Here is a 17,558-nt window from a genome sequence, read left to right on the forward strand (position 1 = left end):
GGCGCTGCCGCGCGGCGCTATCGCGTGGCGGCCTCGCCGCGCAGCGCCGCGCCGATCGCCGCGGTGACCGCGCCCGACCACGCCGGGTCGAGCCAGCGCAGCACCACCACCGCGTCCAGCGCCGGATCGACCCACACCGTGTGGCCGCCGGCGCCGAGCATCATCATCGCGTCGTCCGACGCACCGGGGAAGGCCCGCCCGCCGCGGTTCAGCCACACCAGGCGGCCGTAGAACGGCGCGACCGGACACGGTTCGGCCATCGCGGCGATCCATTCGCGCCTCACCGGCCCCACCGTGCGACCGTCAGTGCGACCGCCAGTGCGTCCGGCCAGCACGTCCAGAAGGTGCTGGCCGATGCGCGCCTGGTCGCGCGCGCTGATCGACACGCCGCCGCCCCAGTGCGCGCCACCCGGCACCGAGGCCACGCGGCCCAGGCCCGGCACCTCGGCCCAGGACGCGTCGTAACCGCGCCACGCGAAGCCCTCGCCACCGCCGAGCGGCCGCAGCAGCGCCTCCAGGAAGAGCGCGGGCAGCGGCTCGCGCAGCAGGTGCAGCAGCGCCAGCGACAGCTGGTTGATGCGCACGTCGTTGTATTCCCAGTACGTGCCGGGCGCCTGCAGCGGGCGAGCCCCGCCCTTCGGCCCGCCGGCCGGCCGCGGATCCTGCGCCACCTGGCGCCAGCGGTCCACCGTGTCGGGCAGGCCGAAGCAGGTGCCTTCCCATTCGCTGGTCTGCGTCAGCAGCTGGCGCCACGTGACCGCGCGGTTGTGCGCGTTGTCGTCGAAGCCGATGCCGGGCAGGGCCTGGTGCACCGGCTGGTCGAGCACCAGCAGGCCGCGCGCGTCGGCGATGCCGGCGATCAGCGCGAGGTACGTCTTGGCGACGCTGAAGGTCAGATCCGCGCGCTCGGGTTCGCCCCAGGCGGCGAGCTCGCGGCCGTGCTGCAGCAGCACGCCCGATTGCGGCCCGCGCGCATGCACCGGCCCGAACAGCCGGTTGTACGGCGGCGGGTCGTCGTGGTGCACGCCCCAGGGCTGCTGGCCGGGCGCCGGTGCGGCGAACGGGTCGCGCGGCCACGGCGTTTCATGCGCTTGCGCGAGCTCGATCGCGTGGGCGAGGGCATCGTTCATCGGCCCGATGATGCCCTGCCCGCACGACACGAGCAGCGCTACAGCCGCACGTCCTCGATCGTGCGGCTCAGCCGGCTGCGTTCGGCGGCGAAGGCCATCAGGTGGCTCTCGACCGAGTCCTCGATCGACGACGACAGCAGCGCCGGGTTGCGCTGGCCCACCGCCTGCACCCAGTCCTGCACCAGCCGGTGGTCGCCACCGCCGTGGGCATCGGTCTTCATGCTCCAGGTGCGGCGCGTGCCGCCCTTGAAGGTGGTCAGCGTGAACGTCTCCATGTTGCCGACGATGTCGCCCATCGAACCCATGATGCGGGTGTGCCGGCCCTCGTAGGACACCAGCGCCTCCATCGAGAAGCCGGCGGTGACCCCGTTGCGGAACAGGATGTTCACCGTCAGGTGGTCGGGCTGGTCGTTGTCCATGCGGTAGACGCAGCGGCCGTAGTCGGTCTCCTTCAGCGCCTGCAGGATGATCGGGTCCCAGTCGCGCTCCTTCGGCGGCAGGTCGAAGACGTACAGGCGCTTGCGGTCGCGGTAGTAGATCTGCAGCGCCGAATACGGGCAGGTCGCCTCGACCGCGCAGCCGTCGGTGCAGCGTTCGGTGCTGCCGGGCGGCGCGTTGGCGTTGGTGAACCACTTCAGGTTGCCGAAGCAGTGCACGTTGTCGGCGTGCGCGTTCACCAGCCAGCGGATGATGTCGGTGTCGTGGCAGCTCTTGGCCAGGATGATCGGCGTGGCCGAGCGGCTGCTGCGCCACTTGCCGCGCACGTACGAGTGGCTCATGTGCACGTGCTCGATCGGCTCGAGGTGCTGCACGCTGACGATCTGGCCGATCATGCCGGCGTCGATCAGCGCCTTCAGCTCGCGGAAGTACGGCGTGTAGCGCAGCACGTGGCAGACGCCGACGATGCGCCGCTTGGCCTGCGCGGCCGCCAGGATCGCGCGGCACTCCGATTCGGTGGGCGCGATCGGCTTTTCCAGCAGCACGTGGTAGCCCTGGCCCATCGCCTGCAGGCAGGGCGCGGTGTGCTGCTGGTCGGGCGTCGCGATGATCACCGCGTCGGCCAGGCGCGGCTGGCGCAGCGCTTCTTCCCAGCTGTGGAAGCGGCGTTCCGCCGGCACCCGGTGCAGGTCACCCAGGTGCTCGCGGCGGCGCGGGTTCGGCTCGGCGATGGCCGCCACCTGCATCTCGCGCGGGCTCTTCGTCGCGTAGTCGGCATAGATCGAGCCGCGGTGGCCGGCGCCAATCAGCAGAACGCTCACCGGCCGCGCCAGCTCGCGGTGCAGCGGGTTCTCGTACAGGTCCTCGGCGAGCCCGAGGCGCTCGGCGACCTCCGACCAGCTGTAGACGACCGTGTTGCGCAGCGCGGACAGCGTGCGCACGAGCGTGCGGGTGGAGATGAACTCTCGCAGCGACATCGATCGGTGGCCTGGGTCTCCTCGCGGCAGCGTGCGCGCGTGTTCGGCGGTTGTCTGTAGGACGACGGCGCGATCGGGCATCGGCGGTCCTCGATCGGCGCATATCGATACGCCGTCCGGCCGCATGAGCAGCCGCGATTCGCTTCGTTCCCCCCGCTGCAGGCGCTGCGTATCGTGAAGCCACTCCCGATCCGCGAACGCCCGCCATGCACCTCGTCACCCTCGCCGGCAGCCCGTCTGCGCACTCGCGTTCCAGCTGGCTGCTGCAGCGCGCTGCCGCGGCCCTGAGCCGCCCCTCCCGCACGTCGCATCACATCGTGCTGCGCGAGCTGCCCGCCGAGGCGCTGCTGCACGCCGATGCCCGCCATCCGGCGCTGGCCGCCGCCATCGAGCAGGTGCTGGCGGCCGACCTGCTGCTGGTGGCGACGCCGATCTACAAGGCGGCCTACAGCGGCCTGCTGAAGACCTTCCTCGACCTGCTGCCGCCGGACGCGCTGCGCGACAAGCGCGTGCTGCCGATCGCCACCGGCGGCTCGCCGGGCCACCTGCTGGCGCTGGACTATGCGCTGAAGCCGGTGCTCGCCGCGCTCGGTGCGCGCCACATCGGCGATGCGGTCTACGTGCTGGACAGCCTGCTGCCTCTCGATGTGAGCGGCCAGTACCGGCTGGCCTCCGAGCTCGATCAACGCCTGCAGCGCGCGTTGCACGGCCTGCTTCCCACCCCTTCCCCCCTCGCCCTGGAACCCGCCTGATGACTGCTTCGCTGAAATCCTGGCTCGCCGCCGCCGCGCTGCTGGCCACCACCTCGATCGTCGCCGCGCAAGGCAGCGAGCTGCTGCGCATCGGCTACCAGAAGTCGGCCAGCCTGCTGGCGCTGCAGAAGGCGCAGGGCACGCTGGAGAAGCGGCTCGCGGCGCAGAACGTCGCCGTCAAGTGGGTCGAGTTCCCTGCCGGCCCGCAACTGCTCGAAGGCCTCAATGTCGGCGCGGTCGACGTCGGCTTCGTCGGCGAGGCGCCGCCGATCTTCGCGCAGGCCGCCGGCGCGAACTTCGTCTACATCGGCAACGACCCGGCCGCGCCGGAGGCCGAGGCCATCGTCGTGCCGAAGGACTCGCCGCTGAAGTCGGTGGCCGAGCTGAAGGGCCGCAAGGTCGCGCTGAACAAGGGCAGCAACGTGCACTACCTGCTGCTGCGCGCGCTGGAGAAGGCGGGGCTGAAGTACGGGGACATCACGCCGGTGTTCCTGCCGCCGGCCGATGCGCGCGCCGCGTTCGAGAAGGGCGCGGTCGACGCCTGGGTCATCTGGGACCCGTTCCTCGCCGCGGTGCAGAAGCAGAGCCAGGCGCGCATCCTGGCCGACGGCCGCGGCCTGGTGAACAACTACGCCTACTACCTCGCCGAGCGCACCTATGCCGCGAAGCGGCCCCAGGTGGTGCAGGCGCTGTTCGACGACAGCGTCGAGCGCGCGGCCTGGCTGAAGGCCCACCTCGCGCAGGCCGCCGCGCTGATCGCGCCGCTGCAGGGGCTGGAGGTCGAGGTGGTCGAGCTGAGCCTGAAGCGCTACCAGTTCGGCGTCGTGCCGGTCACCGCGGCCGTGGGCGCCGAGCAGCAGAAGATCGCCGACGCCTTCCACGAGCTGAAGCTGATCCCGAAGCCGATCCGCATCGCCGATGCGCTGCCGGGTGCGGCGGTGACGGCGCAGGCCACGAAGTGAGGCGGCGATGAGCGACATCAGCTTCCGCATTACCCGCCGCGAGGCGCTGCTGCTCGGTGCGGCCGCGATCGGCAGTGGGGCCGGCCTCGCGCAGGCGCAGCAAGCCGCCCTGCCCGAGCTGCCGACCTTGCGTGTGGGCTTCCAGAAAGGCTCGATCAACCTCGCGCTGCTGAAGAGCCTGCAGCTGCTCGACAAGCACCTGCCCGGCACCGCGGTGAAGTGGGTCGAGTTCCCGGCCGGCCCGCAGCTGCTGGAGGCGCTGGCGGTCGGCAGCGTCGATGTCGGCGCGGTCGGCGACTCGCCGCCGGTGTTCGCGCAGGCCGCCGGCAAGGACGTCGTCTACATCGGCGCCGAGCCGCCGAAGCCCGACAGCTCCGCGGTGCTGGTGGGGCCCGACAGCCCGCTGAAGACCCTGGCCGACCTGAAGGGAAGGCGCATCGCCGCGCAGAAGGGCTCCAGCGCGCACTTCCTCGCGGTGCAGGCGGTGAAGAAGGCCGGGCTGCAGTGGAGCGATGTGCAGCCGGTCTACCTGCCGCCGGCCGATGCACGCGCCGCCTTCGAGAAGGGCGCGGTCGACGCCTGGGCGATCTGGGACCCGTATTACGCGGCCGCCGAGATCGCTGGCAACGTGCGCGTGCTCGCCACCAGCCGCGGGCTGACCGGCAACAACAGCTTCTACCTCGCGTCGCGGGCCTTCGCCGAACGCGAGGACGTGGTGAAGAAGCTCTTCGCCGCGCTGAGCGAGACCGATGCCTTCGTGCAGGCCCACCGCAAGGAGGCGGCGCAGCGCTTCGCCGACTTCGCGAGCCTGAGCCTGGCGACGGTGCACCGCGTGCTCGAGCGCCGCCAGCCCTCGCCGGTCGGGCCGCTGACGCCGCAGATGGTCGCCGCGCAGCAGCAGGTGGCCGATACCTTCGCGCAGCTCGGGCTGATCCCGAAGCCGATCCGCGTCGCCGACGCGGTGTGGCAGCCGCGCGCGCGCCTCGCGCAGGCCGCGCGCTGAAAAGCATTCCAACGAACAAGGACCTCCCATGGGCCTCAAGATCCTCTGGTTCATCCCGACGCACGGCGACAGCCGCTACCTCGGCACGACACGCGGCGCGCGCCACGCCGACTTCGACTACTTCAAGCAGGTGGCGGTGGCCGCTGACAACCTGGGCTATGAAGGCGTGCTGATCCCCACCGGCCGCTCCTGCGAGGACCCGTGGACGGTGGCCGCGAGCCTGATCGACGCGACGAAGCGGCTGAAGTTCCTGGTCGCGCTGCGGCCCGGGCTGACCTTGCCGGTGCAGCAGGCGCGCATCGCCGCGACCTTCGATCGGCTGTCCGGCGGCCGCCTGCTGGTGAACCTGGTGACCGGCGGCGACGCCGACGAGCTGGCCGGCGACGGCCTGTTCCTCGACCATGCCGAGCGCTACGAGCTGTCAGGCGAATTCCTGCAGATCTGGCGCGAGGTGCTCGCGCGCAGCCACGGCGGCGAGCCGCTCGACGTCACCGGCAAGCACCTGCGCGTCGAGGGCGCGCGCCTGCTGTACCCGCCGCTGCAGGCGCCCTACCCGCCGCTGTTTTTCGGCGGCTCGTCGCCCGAGGCGCACGAGCTCGCCGCCGCGCAGCTCGACACCTACCTGACCTGGGGCGAGCCGCCGGCCGCGGTGGCGCAGAAAGTGGCCGACATCCGAGCGCGCGCGGCACGCCACGGTCGCACGCTGACCTTCGGCATCCGCCTGCATGTGATCGTGCGCGAGACCGAAGAAGCCGCGTGGGACGCCGCGGCCGAGCTGGTGCAGCACCTGGAGCCGGCCACCGTTGCCGCCGCGCAGAAGAAGTTCGCGCAGATGGATTCGGTCGGCCAGCGCCGCATGGCCGCGCTGCATGGCGGGCAGTACGACCCGAAGGACATCCGCAAGGGCCTGGAGGTCGCGCCCAACCTGTGGGCCGGCGTCGGCCTGGTGCGCGGCGGCGCGGGCACCGCGCTGGTCGGCAACCCGGAACAGGTGGCCGCGCGCATCCGCGAGTACGCGGACCTCGGGCTCGAGTATTTCGTGCTGTCCGGCTACCCGCACCTCGAGGAGGCCTACCGCTTCGCCGAGCTGGTCTTCCCACTGCTGCCGCTGGCCGTGCGCGAGAAGCTGGCGCAGCCCGCGCTCTCGGGTCCGTTCGGCGAGATCGTCGCCAACACCTACCTGCCGAAGACAGCGGCCAGCTGAAGGAGACGGCGATGACCCTTCCCGCCCCCCTCCTGGGCCTGGCCCGCCGCGGCGCACCGTGGGCCCTGCCCTTGCTGATCCTGCTGGCGTGGGAATTGGCGTCGCGCGCCGGCTGGCTGTCGCCGCGCGTGCTGCCCGAACCGCTCGCGGTGCTGCAGGCGTTCTGGCAGCTCGCGGCCTCCGGCGAGATGGCCACGCACGTGGCGATCAGCACGCAGCGTGCGGCGCTCGGCTTCGCGATCGGCGGCAGCCTGGCGCTGGCGCTGGGGCTGGTCACCGGCAGCTTCCGCGGCGCCGAGACGCTGCTGGACACCACGCTGCAGATGGTGCGCAACATCCCGGCGCTGGCGCTGATCCCGCTGGTGATCCTGTGGTTCGGCATCGACGAGTCGGCCAAGCTGTTCCTGGTGGCGCTCGGCGTCTTCTTCCCGATCTACCTGAACACCTTCCACGGCATCCGCGCAGTCGACCGCGGGCTGATCGAGATGGCGCGCAGCTACGGGCTGTCGGGCTGGTCGCTGTACCGCCAGGTCATCCTGCCCGGCGCGTTGCCGTCGATCCTGGTCGGCGTGCGTTTCTCGCTCGGCCTGATGTGGGTGCTGCTGATCGTCGCCGAGACGATCTCGGCGCAGGCCGGCATCGGCTACCTGACGATGAACGCGCGCGAGTTCCTGCAGACCGACGTCGTGCTGGTCGGCATCGGCCTGTACGCCGCGCTCGGCAAGCTGGCCGACCTGGCCGCCAAGGGCCTGGAACGCTGGTGGCTGCGCTGGCACCCGGGCTACCAGGCAGCAGCCTGATGCAACGAGGACTTCCAACATGGTGAGTGACGTGATGAATCCGCTGGCGCTCGAACTGCACCGCGCGGCGCTGCTGGCCGACCACGCCGACGCCGCGGCCGCCGATCCGACGAGCCCGACGAGCCCCGCGATCGTGCAGCGCGGCACGTTGCCGCAGCCGGGCCTCGCGCTGCAGCTGCGTGGCGTGCGCAAGGCCTACGGTGAACGGGTCGTGCTCGATGGCATCGACCTGGACATCGCCCCGGGCGAATTCGTCGCCATCGTCGGCCGCAGCGGTTGCGGCAAGAGCACGCTGCTGCGGCTGCTGGCGCAGCTGGAGACGGCGGACGCCGGCACGCTGGCGCTGGCCGACGGCACGCCGCTGGCGGCACAGCGCCAGGCGCTGCGCATCATGTTCCAGGACGCGCGCCTGCTGCCGTGGAAGCGCGTGATCGACAACATCGCGCTGGGTCTGAGCGGCGATGACGTGCGCGAACGCGCGCAGGAGGCGCTGGCGCAGGTCGGCCTGGCCGACCGCGCGCACGACTGGCCGGCGGTGCTGTCCGGCGGCCAACGCCAGCGCGTGGCGCTGGCACGCGCGCTGGTGCATGCGCCGCGCCTGCTGCTGCTCGACGAGCCGCTCGGCGCGCTCGACGCGCTGACGCGCATCGAGATGCAGCGCCTGATCGAACGGCTGTGGCAGCGCCACCGCTTCACCGCGCTGCTCGTCACGCACGATGTCGGCGAGGCCGTCGCGCTGGCCGACCGCGTGCTGCTGATCGGGGACCACGCCATCGCGCTCGACCGCCGCCTCGCGCTGCCGCGCCCGCGCCGCCACGGCAGCGCCGCGTTCGCGCAGCACGAGGACGAGCTGCTGCAGCGCGTGCTGCAGGAGATCGCCTGAGGCCGGGGGTCTCCCCCGCGGCACGCCGCGTTCACGACGGGCAGTACGTGCGCATCCGCTCGCGCTGCTCTTCGAGGCGCTTTTGTTGATACGCCGACGGCGCGCGCCCGCGCGCCGCCGCCGCGTCGATGTCGCGTTCGGCGGCCGCCGCATGCTGGCGCGCGAGGTGGCAGGCGACCTCGCGCCGGCGTTGATCCACATCGCCCGTGGGCAGCGGCGGCCTGGCGGGTCCGGCGGGGTCTGCCGATGGGTCGGGTGGCGACGCGGGCCGCGGCGCGCTCTGAGCCGGCGCGGTTTCGAAGGCGCGCAGGTCGGGCGGGCAGTCCACCAGCGCCCGCGTGCCCAGGCGGGCCAGCGGATGCGGCGTCGGCTGCGACAGCGTGCGGCTCCAGGCCGCCGCGCGCATCGGCGCGCTGCGGTACCAGCCCAGGCGCCGGACCTCCTTCACGAAGTCGTTGGTGGCCGGGTCGTCGTTGCGGTACCAGCACACCAGCACTTCCTGGCCTTCCAGCTCGCCACGCAGTTGCGCCTGCTGCGCCGGGCTCAGCCGGTAGGTCTCCAGGTAGACCCCATGCCAGGGCGCGACCTCGTGTCGCCGCAGCTCGTCTCGCGGCGTCGGCAAGGGGCGCTCCAGCAGGCGCACCGTGTTGGCCGCGACCGCGCGCACCGTCGGCGACTTGCAGCCCTCGGCCAGCATCGTGACGGTGCGGGCGTACATCGCATGGGCCCGGATCAGCGCCAGGCTCCAGCCATCGACGCCCTGCAGCAGGCGTTGCAGCAGCACCGGAAAGGGCGTCGGCGACTGCAGCTCGAAACGACAGCCCGAGTCGCCGAGCGCCTTCACCACCGCGGCCAGGTCGAGGCGGCCGGCCGGGCTCATGCTGATCTGCTCGAAGCGGCCGTCGCGCAGCTTGGCGAGCAGCGACGGATCGTGCTCCTGCTGCAGCTGCGCCAGGCCGCGCAGCGGGCACAGCAGCAGCACGCTCGACCACAGCGCGATCAACGCCGCGCGCAGGCACGACCGGTGGGGCAGACTCATCCGCGGCTCCTTGGGCAGCGACAACTCAGCGCACGCGCTGGAGCTCGGTGCGGCTGTAGACCTGGAACGGCTTGCCGGGCGGCGCCAGCTCGAAGACCTCGATCAAGCGGTCGTCGGCGCTGAACTCGTAGGTCTCGCGCGCCTTCCAGCGCTTGTCGAAGTTCTCGAAGTGTTCGCTCTCGAAGACCAGCCGGTCGGCGCCGGGCGGCGACACCTGCCGGTAGGTGTTCACGAAGCCCTCGATATGGAACTGCCGCAGCACCAGCGTCTGGCCGGCCTTGTCGTGGCTGAACATGCCGGTGTGCTCGTGCACCTCGCCCTTCTTGTTGCGCTCCTGGGGCGGGTAGGTGCTGGTGTTGGATTCGTGGATGAAGCGCCCGCCGAGCACCTTCGCATAGCGGCGGGCCACCGTGCCGCTGCCGGCCTGACCAGTGGCCGTGCCCTGCCACTCGCCGAGGAATCGGGCCATCGGCAGCCAGGGGTCGGGTGCGACGGTGTCCTGCGCGCGCACGAGCGGCGCGCACAGGAGGCCGAGAAGCAGAAGCCAGCGGGCGAGGGGCATGGCGTTCAGGGGCTCGGGAGCGGAGCCGCCATCTTAGGGCGGCGGACGAGCTGTTCCAGCCGCTGCGCATAGTCGGGATGCTCGGTGCCGCACAGGCGGTCCCAGCCGCGAAAGTACAGGCCGAAGTTGTGGCCGCCCTGCGCGTGGTGCAGGTCATGGTGCAGCGTGGTCGTGAACCAGCGGCCCCACCAGCCCGCCAGCCAGGCGCGCGGCAGCAGTTCGACGCCGGCATGGCCGAGCACGTTGCGCACGATCATGTGGGCGAGGAACATGAAGACCACCGCCGGATGCAGCGGCAGTACCCACAGCGCCAGCGGCAGGAACACGGCCTGCACCACCGCCTCGCCGAGCGCGAAGCTGTAGGCCGCCCACGGCGTGGGCGCGACCGATCGATGGTGCGTGCGGTGCAGCCAGCGGAAGAGTGCCGGCCGGTGCATCAGGCGGTGGGTCCAGTAGAACCAGGTGTCGTGCGCGAGCACCAGCACGACGAAGCTCGCCAGGCCGTACGCCGCGCCGAAGGCCGCCCAGTCGGTGTACAGCCGCAGCACCCCGGCGTGCACGCCGGCGACGATGAGCGCGCCGGTCGCGGAGAACACCAGCACGGTGAGCATCGAGTGCAGGAACTCCAGACGCCGCTGGCCGGGCGCCGGCACGCGCGCGCGCACCTGGCGCGACAGCCGCGCCGCCGCCGGCAGCAGCGCCAGGACCAGCGCGACCGCGGAGGCCGGGATCAGGTAGCGCATCAGGTCGATCAACCAGATCGCGGGCCAGGCGCGAACGGCCAGGTCGAAGGGGCAGGTCGGATCGGTCATGGTCGGGCTCCTCGGGTTGCACGAGCGGGACTCTGGCCGGCGCCGGCGCCGCCGTCGCGCCGATGCCTCGACGCCATGCGCCGTTTTCTCGAATCGGCGCGCGATTGCAGAATCCGGCGAGACACGGCCGCCCTGCGACGACGAACGTCGGCCCCATGATCGATCCCTTCAGTCCTGCCCTGCGCGGCCTCGCGGTCGGCCTGGTGCTCGCGTTGCTGCTCGGCAGCCTGCGGCTGCCGAGCCGCGCCCGGCTCGCGCTGTGGCCGTTGCTGGCCTGCCTGGCGGCCTACCTGGTGCGCGGCGAGCCGCTGGCGGCCGGCTGGCCGGTGGCCGCGCTGCTGCCGCTGTCGGTCGCGGCCCTGGTCTTCCCGGTGGCCTTCTGGTGGCTGGTGCACAACGTGTTCGATGACCGCGCCGACCTGCCGGCGCTGGTGCTGCCGTCGACGCTGCTGCTGCTGGCCACCGGCCTGCTGCCGCCGCCGGTCCCGGCCGACGCGTCACTGCTGGCCTTCGCACCGCACGCCGCGCAGAAGGCGATCGGCGCGGCCTTCGTGATGGCCGCGCTGTGGCAGCTGTGGCGCGGCCGCGCCGGCGACCTCGTGCCGCCGCGGCGCGTGCTGCGCGGTGCCCTGCTGGCCTACATCGGCGTGCACGGGCTGGTGGTGCTCGGCGTCGAGCTCTGGCTGCTCGGCCGCGCGCCGTTGCCGTGGCTGGACACACTGAATGTCGCGGTGATCGCCGCCGCCATGGCGGCGGCGCTGGCGCTGATGCTGGGCATCCGGAACGAGGTGGCGCAGGCCTTGTTCGGCGCCGGGCCGCCGGAGCCCAGTGACCCGCGCAGCGAGCCGCTGACCGAGCGCAGCGAGCCGCTAACCGAGCGCAGCGAGCCGCTAACCGAGCGCAGCGAGCCGCTAACCGAGCGCAGCGAGCCGCTAACCGAGCGCAGCGAGCCGCTAACCGAGCGCAGCGAGCCGCTGCCCGATCGCAGTGACGCCCCGCCCGCGCGCCGCGAGCCCGCGCGGCGCGCCGTCGACGCGGAGGACGGCGTCGTCGATCGACTGCAGCGCCTGATGGTGGTCGATCAGCTCTACCACGAGCCGGCGCTCGCGATCGGCGCGCTGGCCGAACGCTGCGGGCTGCCGGAGTACCGCCTGCGCGAGCTCATCCACCGCCGGCTCGGCTTCCGCAACTTCCCGGCCTTCGTCAACGAGTACCGCCTGCGCGAGGTCGAACGGCGGCTCGCCGATCCGGCCTGCGACCGCATGCCGATCCTGACGCTTGCGCTGGAGGCTGGCTTCGGCTCCATCGGTCCGTTCAACCGGGCGTTCCGCGAACGGCATGCCATGTCGCCGACCGAGTACCGCGGCCGGCGCGGCAGCGCAGCGCCGGCCGCCTAGGGGAGACGAGTACCAGGCATCGCGTGCGCGACCGTGTTCACGCCGGCGCCGAGGGCCGGCGCGGCGGCGGCGGATCGGCCACCGGCGGCTGCAGCCCCTTGCTCCACCAGCCGACGTCGCGCCAGGCGCCGAACTTGAAGCCGACCTGCTCGTAGACGCCGAGCGCGCGGTAGCCCACCGATTCGTGCAGCGCGACGCTCGCCGCATTCGGCAGCGCGATGCCGGCGAAGGCGCGGAAGTAGCCGAGCTCGACCAGCTGCGCGTGCAGCGCTTCGTACAGGCGCTTGCCGAGGCCCTGCCCGCGCCGGTCGTCGCGCACGTAGATGGAGGTGTTCACCGACCACTGGTAGCTCGGCGCGTCGCGATGGCTGCCGGCGTAGGCGAAGCCGGCCACGGCGCCGTCGGCCTCGTCCGCCGCGACGAGCCAGGGGTACTTCGCCAGCGTCTTCGCGATGCGCGCGCGCAGCTCGTCCGCCGTCGGCGGCACCCACTCGAACGAGATCGTCGTCTCGAGCACGATCGGGCGGTAGATCGCGGCGATGGCGTCGGCATCGGCGGGGGAGACGCTGCGGATCATCATGGGCGTGCAACCTGGGGTGGAGAGGGTTCGCGGGACCAGTTGGCCTGAAGCAGGAACAGTGCCGCGAAGGCCAGCGCGCCGATGCTGGCCGACAGCGCCAGCGCGCCGGCGCCCCAGCGGTCCAGCGCCATGCCGAACAGCCACGGCGCCGCCGCCTGCGCGACGCGCGCCGGCAGCATCAGCCAGCCCTGCCGGTGGCCGTAGCCCTGCGGTCCGAAGACCACCAGCGGCAGCGTGCCCTTGGCGATGGTCAGGATGCCGTTGCCCGCGCCGTGCAGCACGCCGAAGAGCGCGGCGGCCGGCGCGCCGCCGAGCACCAGCGCGAGCACACCCAGCGGATGCAGCGCGGCGGCGATGCGCGCCGACAGCAGCGGATGCACCTTGCGCAGCAGGCCGAATTCCAGCAGCCGTGCGCCGACCTGCGACGGGCCGATCAGCGCGCCGACGAACACCGCGGTGGCCAGCGTGGCGCCGGCCGCCTGCAGCAAACGCGGCAGGTGAGCGGCCATGGCGGTGGAGATGAACCAGGTGGCGGCGAAGACCGCGGACAGGATCACCGCAGCACGCCACGACGGCGCGGTGGCGGGCGCGGCGGCGACACCCGGCTCGGCCGCCATCGGCGCGCATTCGGCCGGCGGGCGCGGCAGCAGCGCGTTCAGCGGCAGGCCCAGCAGCAGGTGCAGGCCGGCCCAGGCGAGGCAGGCCTCGCGCCAGCCTAAGGCCCCTTCGAGCCAGGTCGACAGCGGCCAGCCGACGGTGCTGGCGAAGCCGGCGATCAGCGTGATGCCGGTGATGCTGTTGCGCGAGTCGCGGCCGTACAGCCGCACCAGCGTCGAGAAGGCGGCCTCGTACAGGCCGCTGCCCATGCCGAGGCCGATCACGATCCACGCGGCGAAGAGGCCCACCGGCCCCTGCGCCGCCGCCAGCGCGGCCAGGCCGAGCGCGAAGATCCCGTTGGTCGCCATCAGCACCGGCCGGCCGCCCCAGCGGTCGATCGCCGCGCCCGAGCGCGGGCCGGTCAGCGCCGAGACGACCAGCGCGACCGAGAAGGCGGCGAACACCGTCGGCATCGACACGCCCAGGTCGCGCGCCATCGGCGCCGCCAGGATGGCCGGCAGGTAGTAGGTGGACGCCCAGGCGAGCGTCTGCGCCGCGCCCAGCGCAGCGACGGTGCCGGAACGTCCGAGCGGCATCGGATCAGCCGCAGCAGGCCGTGGCGGTGGCCGGCCGGGCGGACGGGGTCGCGGCCGGCGTGGCGGAGGGCTTCGGTTCGCCGCATCCGCAGCCGGTCTCGCCCTCGGCCTTCTTCTGCTCGTCCAGCGCGCAGCAGGCCGTCTGGTCGGCCTTCGCCGGGCCGCCGCAGCAGCCCGCAGCCGCGACAGCGGGTAGCGGTGCAAGTGCCGGAGCAAGTGCCGGAGCAAGTGCCGGTGCCGACGTCGACGCCGGCGCGGTCCCGCACGAGCTCGTTCCGCACCCGCTGGCCCGGACCGCCGCCCCGGTGCCGGCGGGCGTCGTGTCGCCGCAGCAGCCACCGTCGCCCAGGCCCTCGGTCGCACTGCCGGCCACGCTGCAGACGCCGGTCTCCGGCAGGTCGAGCTCGACCCGGTCCGCCGCCTCGAGATCACCGGCGATCGCCGCGACCACCGAACGCACCTGCTCGAAGCCGGTGGCCATCAGGAAGGTCGGCGCGCGGCCGTAACTCTTGACGCCGACGGTGTAGAGCCCGGGCTCCGGATGCGCGAGCTCGCGGTGGCCATGCGGCCGCACGGTGCCGCAGCTGTGCAGGTTCGGGTCGATCAGCGGGCCGAGCGCCTCGTTCGATTCGAGCCACGGGTCGAGCTTCACCCGCAGCTCGCTGGTCAGCGACAGGTCGGGCCGCTGGCCCGTGGCGCAGATGATTTCATCGATGCCGTCGAGCTGCTGCGGCCGGCCGTCGGCATCGACGCCGACGATGCGCAGCCGGCCGCCGTCGTGCTCGATCGCGGTGATGCGCAGGCCGGCGCGGAATTCGAGGCCGCCGCCGTCGCGCAGCCGGCGCAGCGACGACCCCAACGCGCCGCGCGCCGGCAGCGCATCGGCATCGCCGCCGCCGAACACGCGCGTCAGCACCGGCGAGCGCACCGACCACGCCAGCCGCGTGCCGGGCGCTTCCTGCGCCAGCTCGGCCAGCGCCAGCAGCGCATTGGCCGCCGAGTGGCCGGCACCGACCACCAGCGTCCGCTTGCCGGCGTAGCGCGCGCGCTCGGCACCGAGCACGTCGGGGATGCCGTAGAAGATGTGGTCGGCGTGCTCGTGTTCACCGAGCGCCGGCAGGCCGCTGGCGCCGACCGGGTTCGGCGTGCCCCAGGTGCCGGTCGCGTCGATGACGGCGCGGGCGCGCAGCTCGATCGTGCGGCCATCGCGCGTCGCGCGGATCACGAACGGCGCCTGCTCGCGCCCGGCGCTCTTGACCTTGTCGAAGCCTTCGCGCGAAATCGACACGACGGTCGTCCGCAGCTGCAGCGCACGCGCGACCTCGGGCAGCGCCGCGAAGGGCTGCATCACGCGTTCGACGACCTCGCGCGCCAGCGGCAGCGCCTGGGGCTCGGGCGCCGTCCAGCCGGTCGCTGCGAGCAGCTTGGCCATCGTCGGGTCGATGTTGTACTGCCACGGCGAGAACAGCCGCACATGCCCGTAGTCGATCAGGTTCGCGCCGACCCGATCGCCGGCTTCGAGCACGAAGAACGGCAGGCCGCGATCGATCAGCTTCGCCGCCGCGGCCAGGCCGACCGGTCCGGCGCCGAGCACCGCCACCGGCAGCGCATCGATGCGTGTGGGTGCGAGCGCTTGAGGCTGCAGCGGCAGCACCATGAAGTCGGCGCTGTCCGGGCAGGCGCCGCGGAGCTCGGCCGACTGAAGCAGCGCCGCCGGGGCGCTCGCGCGATCGGCGAGCTCGAAGCCCAGGCGCGCGAAGTAGTCGCGCGCCGTCGTCGTCAGCAGGTAGAGCGACTTCAGCGAGCGCCGGCGCGCTTCGCCGATCAGCAGCGACAGCAGCTGTGCGCCGATGCCCTGGCGCTGCAGGCCGGGTGCGACGGCCACCGAGCGCAGCAGCGCGACGTCGCCGTAGGGCTCGGCGCCGGCGCAGCCGACCACCTCGTCGCCGGACAGCGCCAGCACGAAGGTCGACAGGTGCTCGCGCGCGCCGTCCAGCGGCAGGCGATTGGCGCTCAGCAGCGACTCGACCGCCGGCCAGTCCGAGGGACCCGCCTGGCGCAGGCGGAGGGCTTGATTCATCGACATGGCGTCATTTCCTTTCGGGGCCCGGTGGGCAGGCAGCAATTGGCTGCGGTGTCGTCACGCAGGGCCTTCATCAGCAGCAGGAGCGAGTTCTGCACGGCGGCGCGCTCGCGCTCGCTCAGCGAACCCAGCAATTGGTCGGCATGCTCATCGAGCGTGCGGTTCAGTTCGGCGACCGTGCGCGCGCCATCGGCGGTGAGCGTCACGAGCCAGCTCCTTGCGTCGTTCGGGTTCGGCTCCTTGGTGACCAGTCCACGCTCGACCATCGCGTCGACCGCGCGCGACACCCAGCTCTTTTCCAGGCACACCCGCGTGCCCAGCTCGGACAGCGGCAGCGGACCGGCGCGGCCCAGCTCGGTCAGCAGGTGGCACTGCGTGCTGGTGGTGCGGCAGCAGTCGGCGACCACCCGCTGCGCGCGGGTGTACAGGCGCGCCACCTCGCGCAGCAGCGCACCGGCCGGAGGATTCGATGCGGTCATTTGGATGTGTATAGCAACTATATGGCCGCACGATGCACTTCTTCATTTCGGTTGTCAATCGCAACTGGGTGGTGGCCAGCGCGGGCGTTCGAGCCGCGCGCGGAGTCTCAGGCCTTGGTGATGCGCCGTCCCTGGGCGTCGATCACCGGCTCGCCGTCCTCTTTCGTGAACGCGCCCTGCTGCGGCGACGGCAGGATGTCCAGCACCCGCTCCGAGGGCCGGCACAGGCGCGTGCCGAGCGGGGTCACGACGATCGGGCGATTGATCAGGATCGGGTGCTGCACCATCTGCTCGAGCAGCTGCTCGTCGGTCCACTTCGCATCGTCGAGGCCGAGCTCGTCGTACGGCGTGCCCTTGCGGCGCAGCAGTTGGCGCACGGGGATGCCCATCGCGGCGACCAGCTCGGCCAGCCGCGCTTGGCTCGGCGGCGTCTTCAGGTACTCGATGACCTCGGGCTCGACGCCGCTGTTGCGGATCATCGCCAGCGTATTGCGCGAGGTGCCGCAGGCGGGGTTGTGATAGATCGTGATCAGGGACATGGGACGCTCACTTTGCGGGGGGATGGCCTGGCTCGCCGGAGGCCTCGATGAGGTTCGGATGCCCGGCGGGATGCAGCCGCGGTTCGAACAGGTTGTGGATCGCCGCGCCAAGCGCCGCACCCGCGAGTTGCGCCAGCACGAAGCCGGGCGCGCTGCCGGGGGCGATGCCGGCGAAGCTGTCGCTGAACATGCGGCCGAACACCGCCGCCGGGTTCGCGAACGAGGTCGATGCGGTGAACCAGTAGGCCGCACCGATGTAGGCGGCCACCATCGCCGGCGCACGGCCGGCCGGCGCGCGCAGGATCACCAGCAGCAGGCCCGCGGTCGCGACGGCCTCGGCGATCCACTGGCCGAGGCCGGTGCGCAGCTTGCTCGACAGCTGCAGGATCGGCAGGTCGAACATCGCATGCGCCAGCCAGGCGCCGAGCAGCGCGCCGACCAGCTGCGCAACGGCGTAGGGCAACAGCGCAGCCCCGGGCAGTTCGCCGCGCCAGGCCATCACCGCGCTCACCGCCGGATTGAAGTGGGCACCGCTGATCGGGCCGAAGACCTCGATCAGGACGTACAGGCCGCCGACCGTGGCCAGCGCATTGGCCAGCAGCGCGAGCGCGGTGTTGCCGCCGGCGAGTCGCTCGGCCATGACGCCCGAGCCGATCACCACCGCCAGCAGCAAGGCGGTGCCGAGCGCTTCGGCGGCGAGCTTTCGACGAAGACCGGCCGCCATG

The 17,558-nt window shown here is 72.4% G+C and carries 18 protein-coding genes; 7 read left to right on the top strand and 11 right to left on the bottom strand.

Annotated features, from left to right (window positions below):
• Positions 1 to 17 precede the first annotated feature (17 nt).
• Both P1K89_RS17495 and P1K89_RS17500 read right to left on the bottom strand, forming a co-directional pair.
• The gene (locus tag P1K89_RS17495) at positions 18 to 1,130 is read right to left on the bottom strand and encodes a serine hydrolase domain-containing protein (protein ID WP_284617765.1); all 1,113 of its coding nucleotides are present in this window, start codon (positions 1,128 to 1,130) and stop codon (positions 18 to 20) included.
• A 38-nt stretch (positions 1,131 to 1,168) separates the two neighbouring features.
• Complete coding sequence (locus P1K89_RS17500; protein WP_284617766.1) at positions 1,169 to 2,545, bottom strand: Gfo/Idh/MocA family protein; 1,377 nt, start codon at positions 2,543 to 2,545, stop codon at positions 1,169 to 1,171.
• A gap of 206 nt (positions 2,546 to 2,751) precedes the next feature.
• On the opposite strand from P1K89_RS17500, the gene ssuE reads away from it, so the two are divergent.
• Genes ssuE through P1K89_RS17530 form a run of 6 tightly spaced genes read left to right on the top strand, consistent with a single transcriptional unit; the run spans position 2,752 to position 8,149 of the window.
• Positions 2,752 to 3,297, top strand: coding sequence for an NADPH-dependent FMN reductase (gene ssuE / locus P1K89_RS17505; RefSeq protein ID WP_284617767.1), 546 nt, complete (start codon positions 2,752 to 2,754; stop codon positions 3,295 to 3,297).
• Entirely contained in the window at positions 3,297 to 4,259 is a 963-nt protein-coding gene (locus tag P1K89_RS17510) for a sulfonate ABC transporter substrate-binding protein (protein ID WP_284617768.1), read from the top strand. Before ssuE ends, P1K89_RS17510 begins: the two co-directional genes overlap by 1 nt.
• Positions 4,260 to 4,266: 7 nt before the next feature.
• Complete coding sequence (locus tag P1K89_RS17515) at positions 4,267 to 5,262, top strand: aliphatic sulfonate ABC transporter substrate-binding protein (protein WP_284617769.1); 996 nt, start codon at positions 4,267 to 4,269, stop codon at positions 5,260 to 5,262.
• A 28-nt stretch (positions 5,263 to 5,290) separates the two neighbouring features.
• The gene (gene ssuD, locus P1K89_RS17520) at positions 5,291 to 6,466 is read left to right on the top strand and encodes an FMNH2-dependent alkanesulfonate monooxygenase (RefSeq protein ID WP_284617770.1); all 1,176 of its coding nucleotides are present in this window, start codon (positions 5,291 to 5,293) and stop codon (positions 6,464 to 6,466) included.
• Between the two features lie 11 nt (positions 6,467 to 6,477).
• Positions 6,478 to 7,266 (top strand): aliphatic sulfonate ABC transporter permease SsuC, encoded by a 789-nt coding sequence (gene ssuC, locus P1K89_RS17525; RefSeq protein WP_284617771.1) that lies wholly within the window; start codon positions 6,478 to 6,480, stop codon positions 7,264 to 7,266.
• Between the two features lie 19 nt (positions 7,267 to 7,285).
• Positions 7,286 to 8,149 carry an ATP-binding cassette domain-containing protein gene (locus tag P1K89_RS17530; RefSeq protein WP_284617772.1) on the top strand — a complete coding sequence of 288 codons (864 nt, stop codon included), beginning with the start codon at positions 7,286 to 7,288 and terminating at the stop codon, positions 8,147 to 8,149.
• Positions 8,150 to 8,180: 31 nt separating this feature from the next.
• Here P1K89_RS17530 and P1K89_RS17535 read toward each other — a convergent pair whose 3' ends face one another.
• From P1K89_RS17535 to P1K89_RS17545, 3 genes are read right to left on the bottom strand one after another with little or no spacing between them, the layout of a single operon-like run.
• Positions 8,181 to 9,188, bottom strand: coding sequence for a hypothetical protein (locus P1K89_RS17535; protein ID WP_284617773.1), 1,008 nt, complete (start codon positions 9,186 to 9,188; stop codon positions 8,181 to 8,183).
• 25 nt (positions 9,189 to 9,213) lie between these two features.
• Entirely contained in the window at positions 9,214 to 9,750 is a 537-nt protein-coding gene (locus P1K89_RS17540; RefSeq protein WP_284617774.1) for a hypothetical protein, read from the bottom strand.
• Between the two features lie 5 nt (positions 9,751 to 9,755).
• Positions 9,756 to 10,562 (bottom strand): sterol desaturase family protein, encoded by an 807-nt coding sequence (locus tag P1K89_RS17545; protein ID WP_284617775.1) that lies wholly within the window; start codon positions 10,560 to 10,562, stop codon positions 9,756 to 9,758.
• A gap of 155 nt (positions 10,563 to 10,717) precedes the next feature.
• On the opposite strand from P1K89_RS17545, the gene P1K89_RS17550 reads away from it, so the two are divergent.
• Entirely contained in the window at positions 10,718 to 11,959 is a 1,242-nt protein-coding gene (locus P1K89_RS17550; protein ID WP_284617776.1) for an AraC family transcriptional regulator, read from the top strand.
• A gap of 37 nt (positions 11,960 to 11,996) precedes the next feature.
• Here P1K89_RS17550 and P1K89_RS17555 read toward each other — a convergent pair whose 3' ends face one another.
• From P1K89_RS17555 to P1K89_RS17580, 6 genes are all read right to left on the bottom strand, one after another.
• Entirely contained in the window at positions 11,997 to 12,539 is a 543-nt protein-coding gene (locus tag P1K89_RS17555) for an arsinothricin resistance N-acetyltransferase ArsN1 family B (RefSeq protein ID WP_284617777.1), read from the bottom strand.
• Positions 12,536 to 13,732: an MFS transporter gene (locus tag P1K89_RS17560; protein ID WP_284617778.1), complete on the bottom strand. Its 1,197-nt coding sequence runs from the start codon at positions 13,730 to 13,732 to the stop codon at positions 12,536 to 12,538. The genes P1K89_RS17555 and P1K89_RS17560 overlap by 4 nt, the downstream gene beginning before the upstream one ends.
• A gap of 4 nt (positions 13,733 to 13,736) precedes the next feature.
• A complete protein-coding gene (gene arsN2, locus P1K89_RS17565; RefSeq protein WP_284617779.1) occupies positions 13,737 to 15,818 on the bottom strand; it encodes an arsenic resistance N-acetyltransferase ArsN2 in 2,082 nt (693 codons plus the stop codon).
• The gene (locus P1K89_RS17570; RefSeq protein WP_284617780.1) at positions 15,809 to 16,294 is read right to left on the bottom strand and encodes a MarR family winged helix-turn-helix transcriptional regulator; all 486 of its coding nucleotides are present in this window, start codon (positions 16,292 to 16,294) and stop codon (positions 15,809 to 15,811) included. Before P1K89_RS17570 ends, arsN2 begins: the two co-directional genes overlap by 10 nt.
• Before the next feature lie 107 nt (positions 16,295 to 16,401).
• Complete coding sequence (gene arsC / locus P1K89_RS17575; RefSeq protein WP_284617781.1) at positions 16,402 to 16,833, bottom strand: arsenate reductase (glutaredoxin); 432 nt, start codon at positions 16,831 to 16,833, stop codon at positions 16,402 to 16,404.
• 7 nt (positions 16,834 to 16,840) lie between these two features.
• Complete coding sequence (locus tag P1K89_RS17580; RefSeq protein ID WP_284617782.1) at positions 16,841 to 17,557, bottom strand: aquaporin; 717 nt, start codon at positions 17,555 to 17,557, stop codon at positions 16,841 to 16,843.
• Between the last annotated feature and the right edge of the window lies 1 nt (position 17,558).

Origin of the sequence: Aquabacterium humicola, from assembly GCF_030167915.1 — a bacterium.
GTDB lineage: Bacteria > Pseudomonadota > Gammaproteobacteria > Burkholderiales > Burkholderiaceae_C > Pseudaquabacterium > Pseudaquabacterium humicola.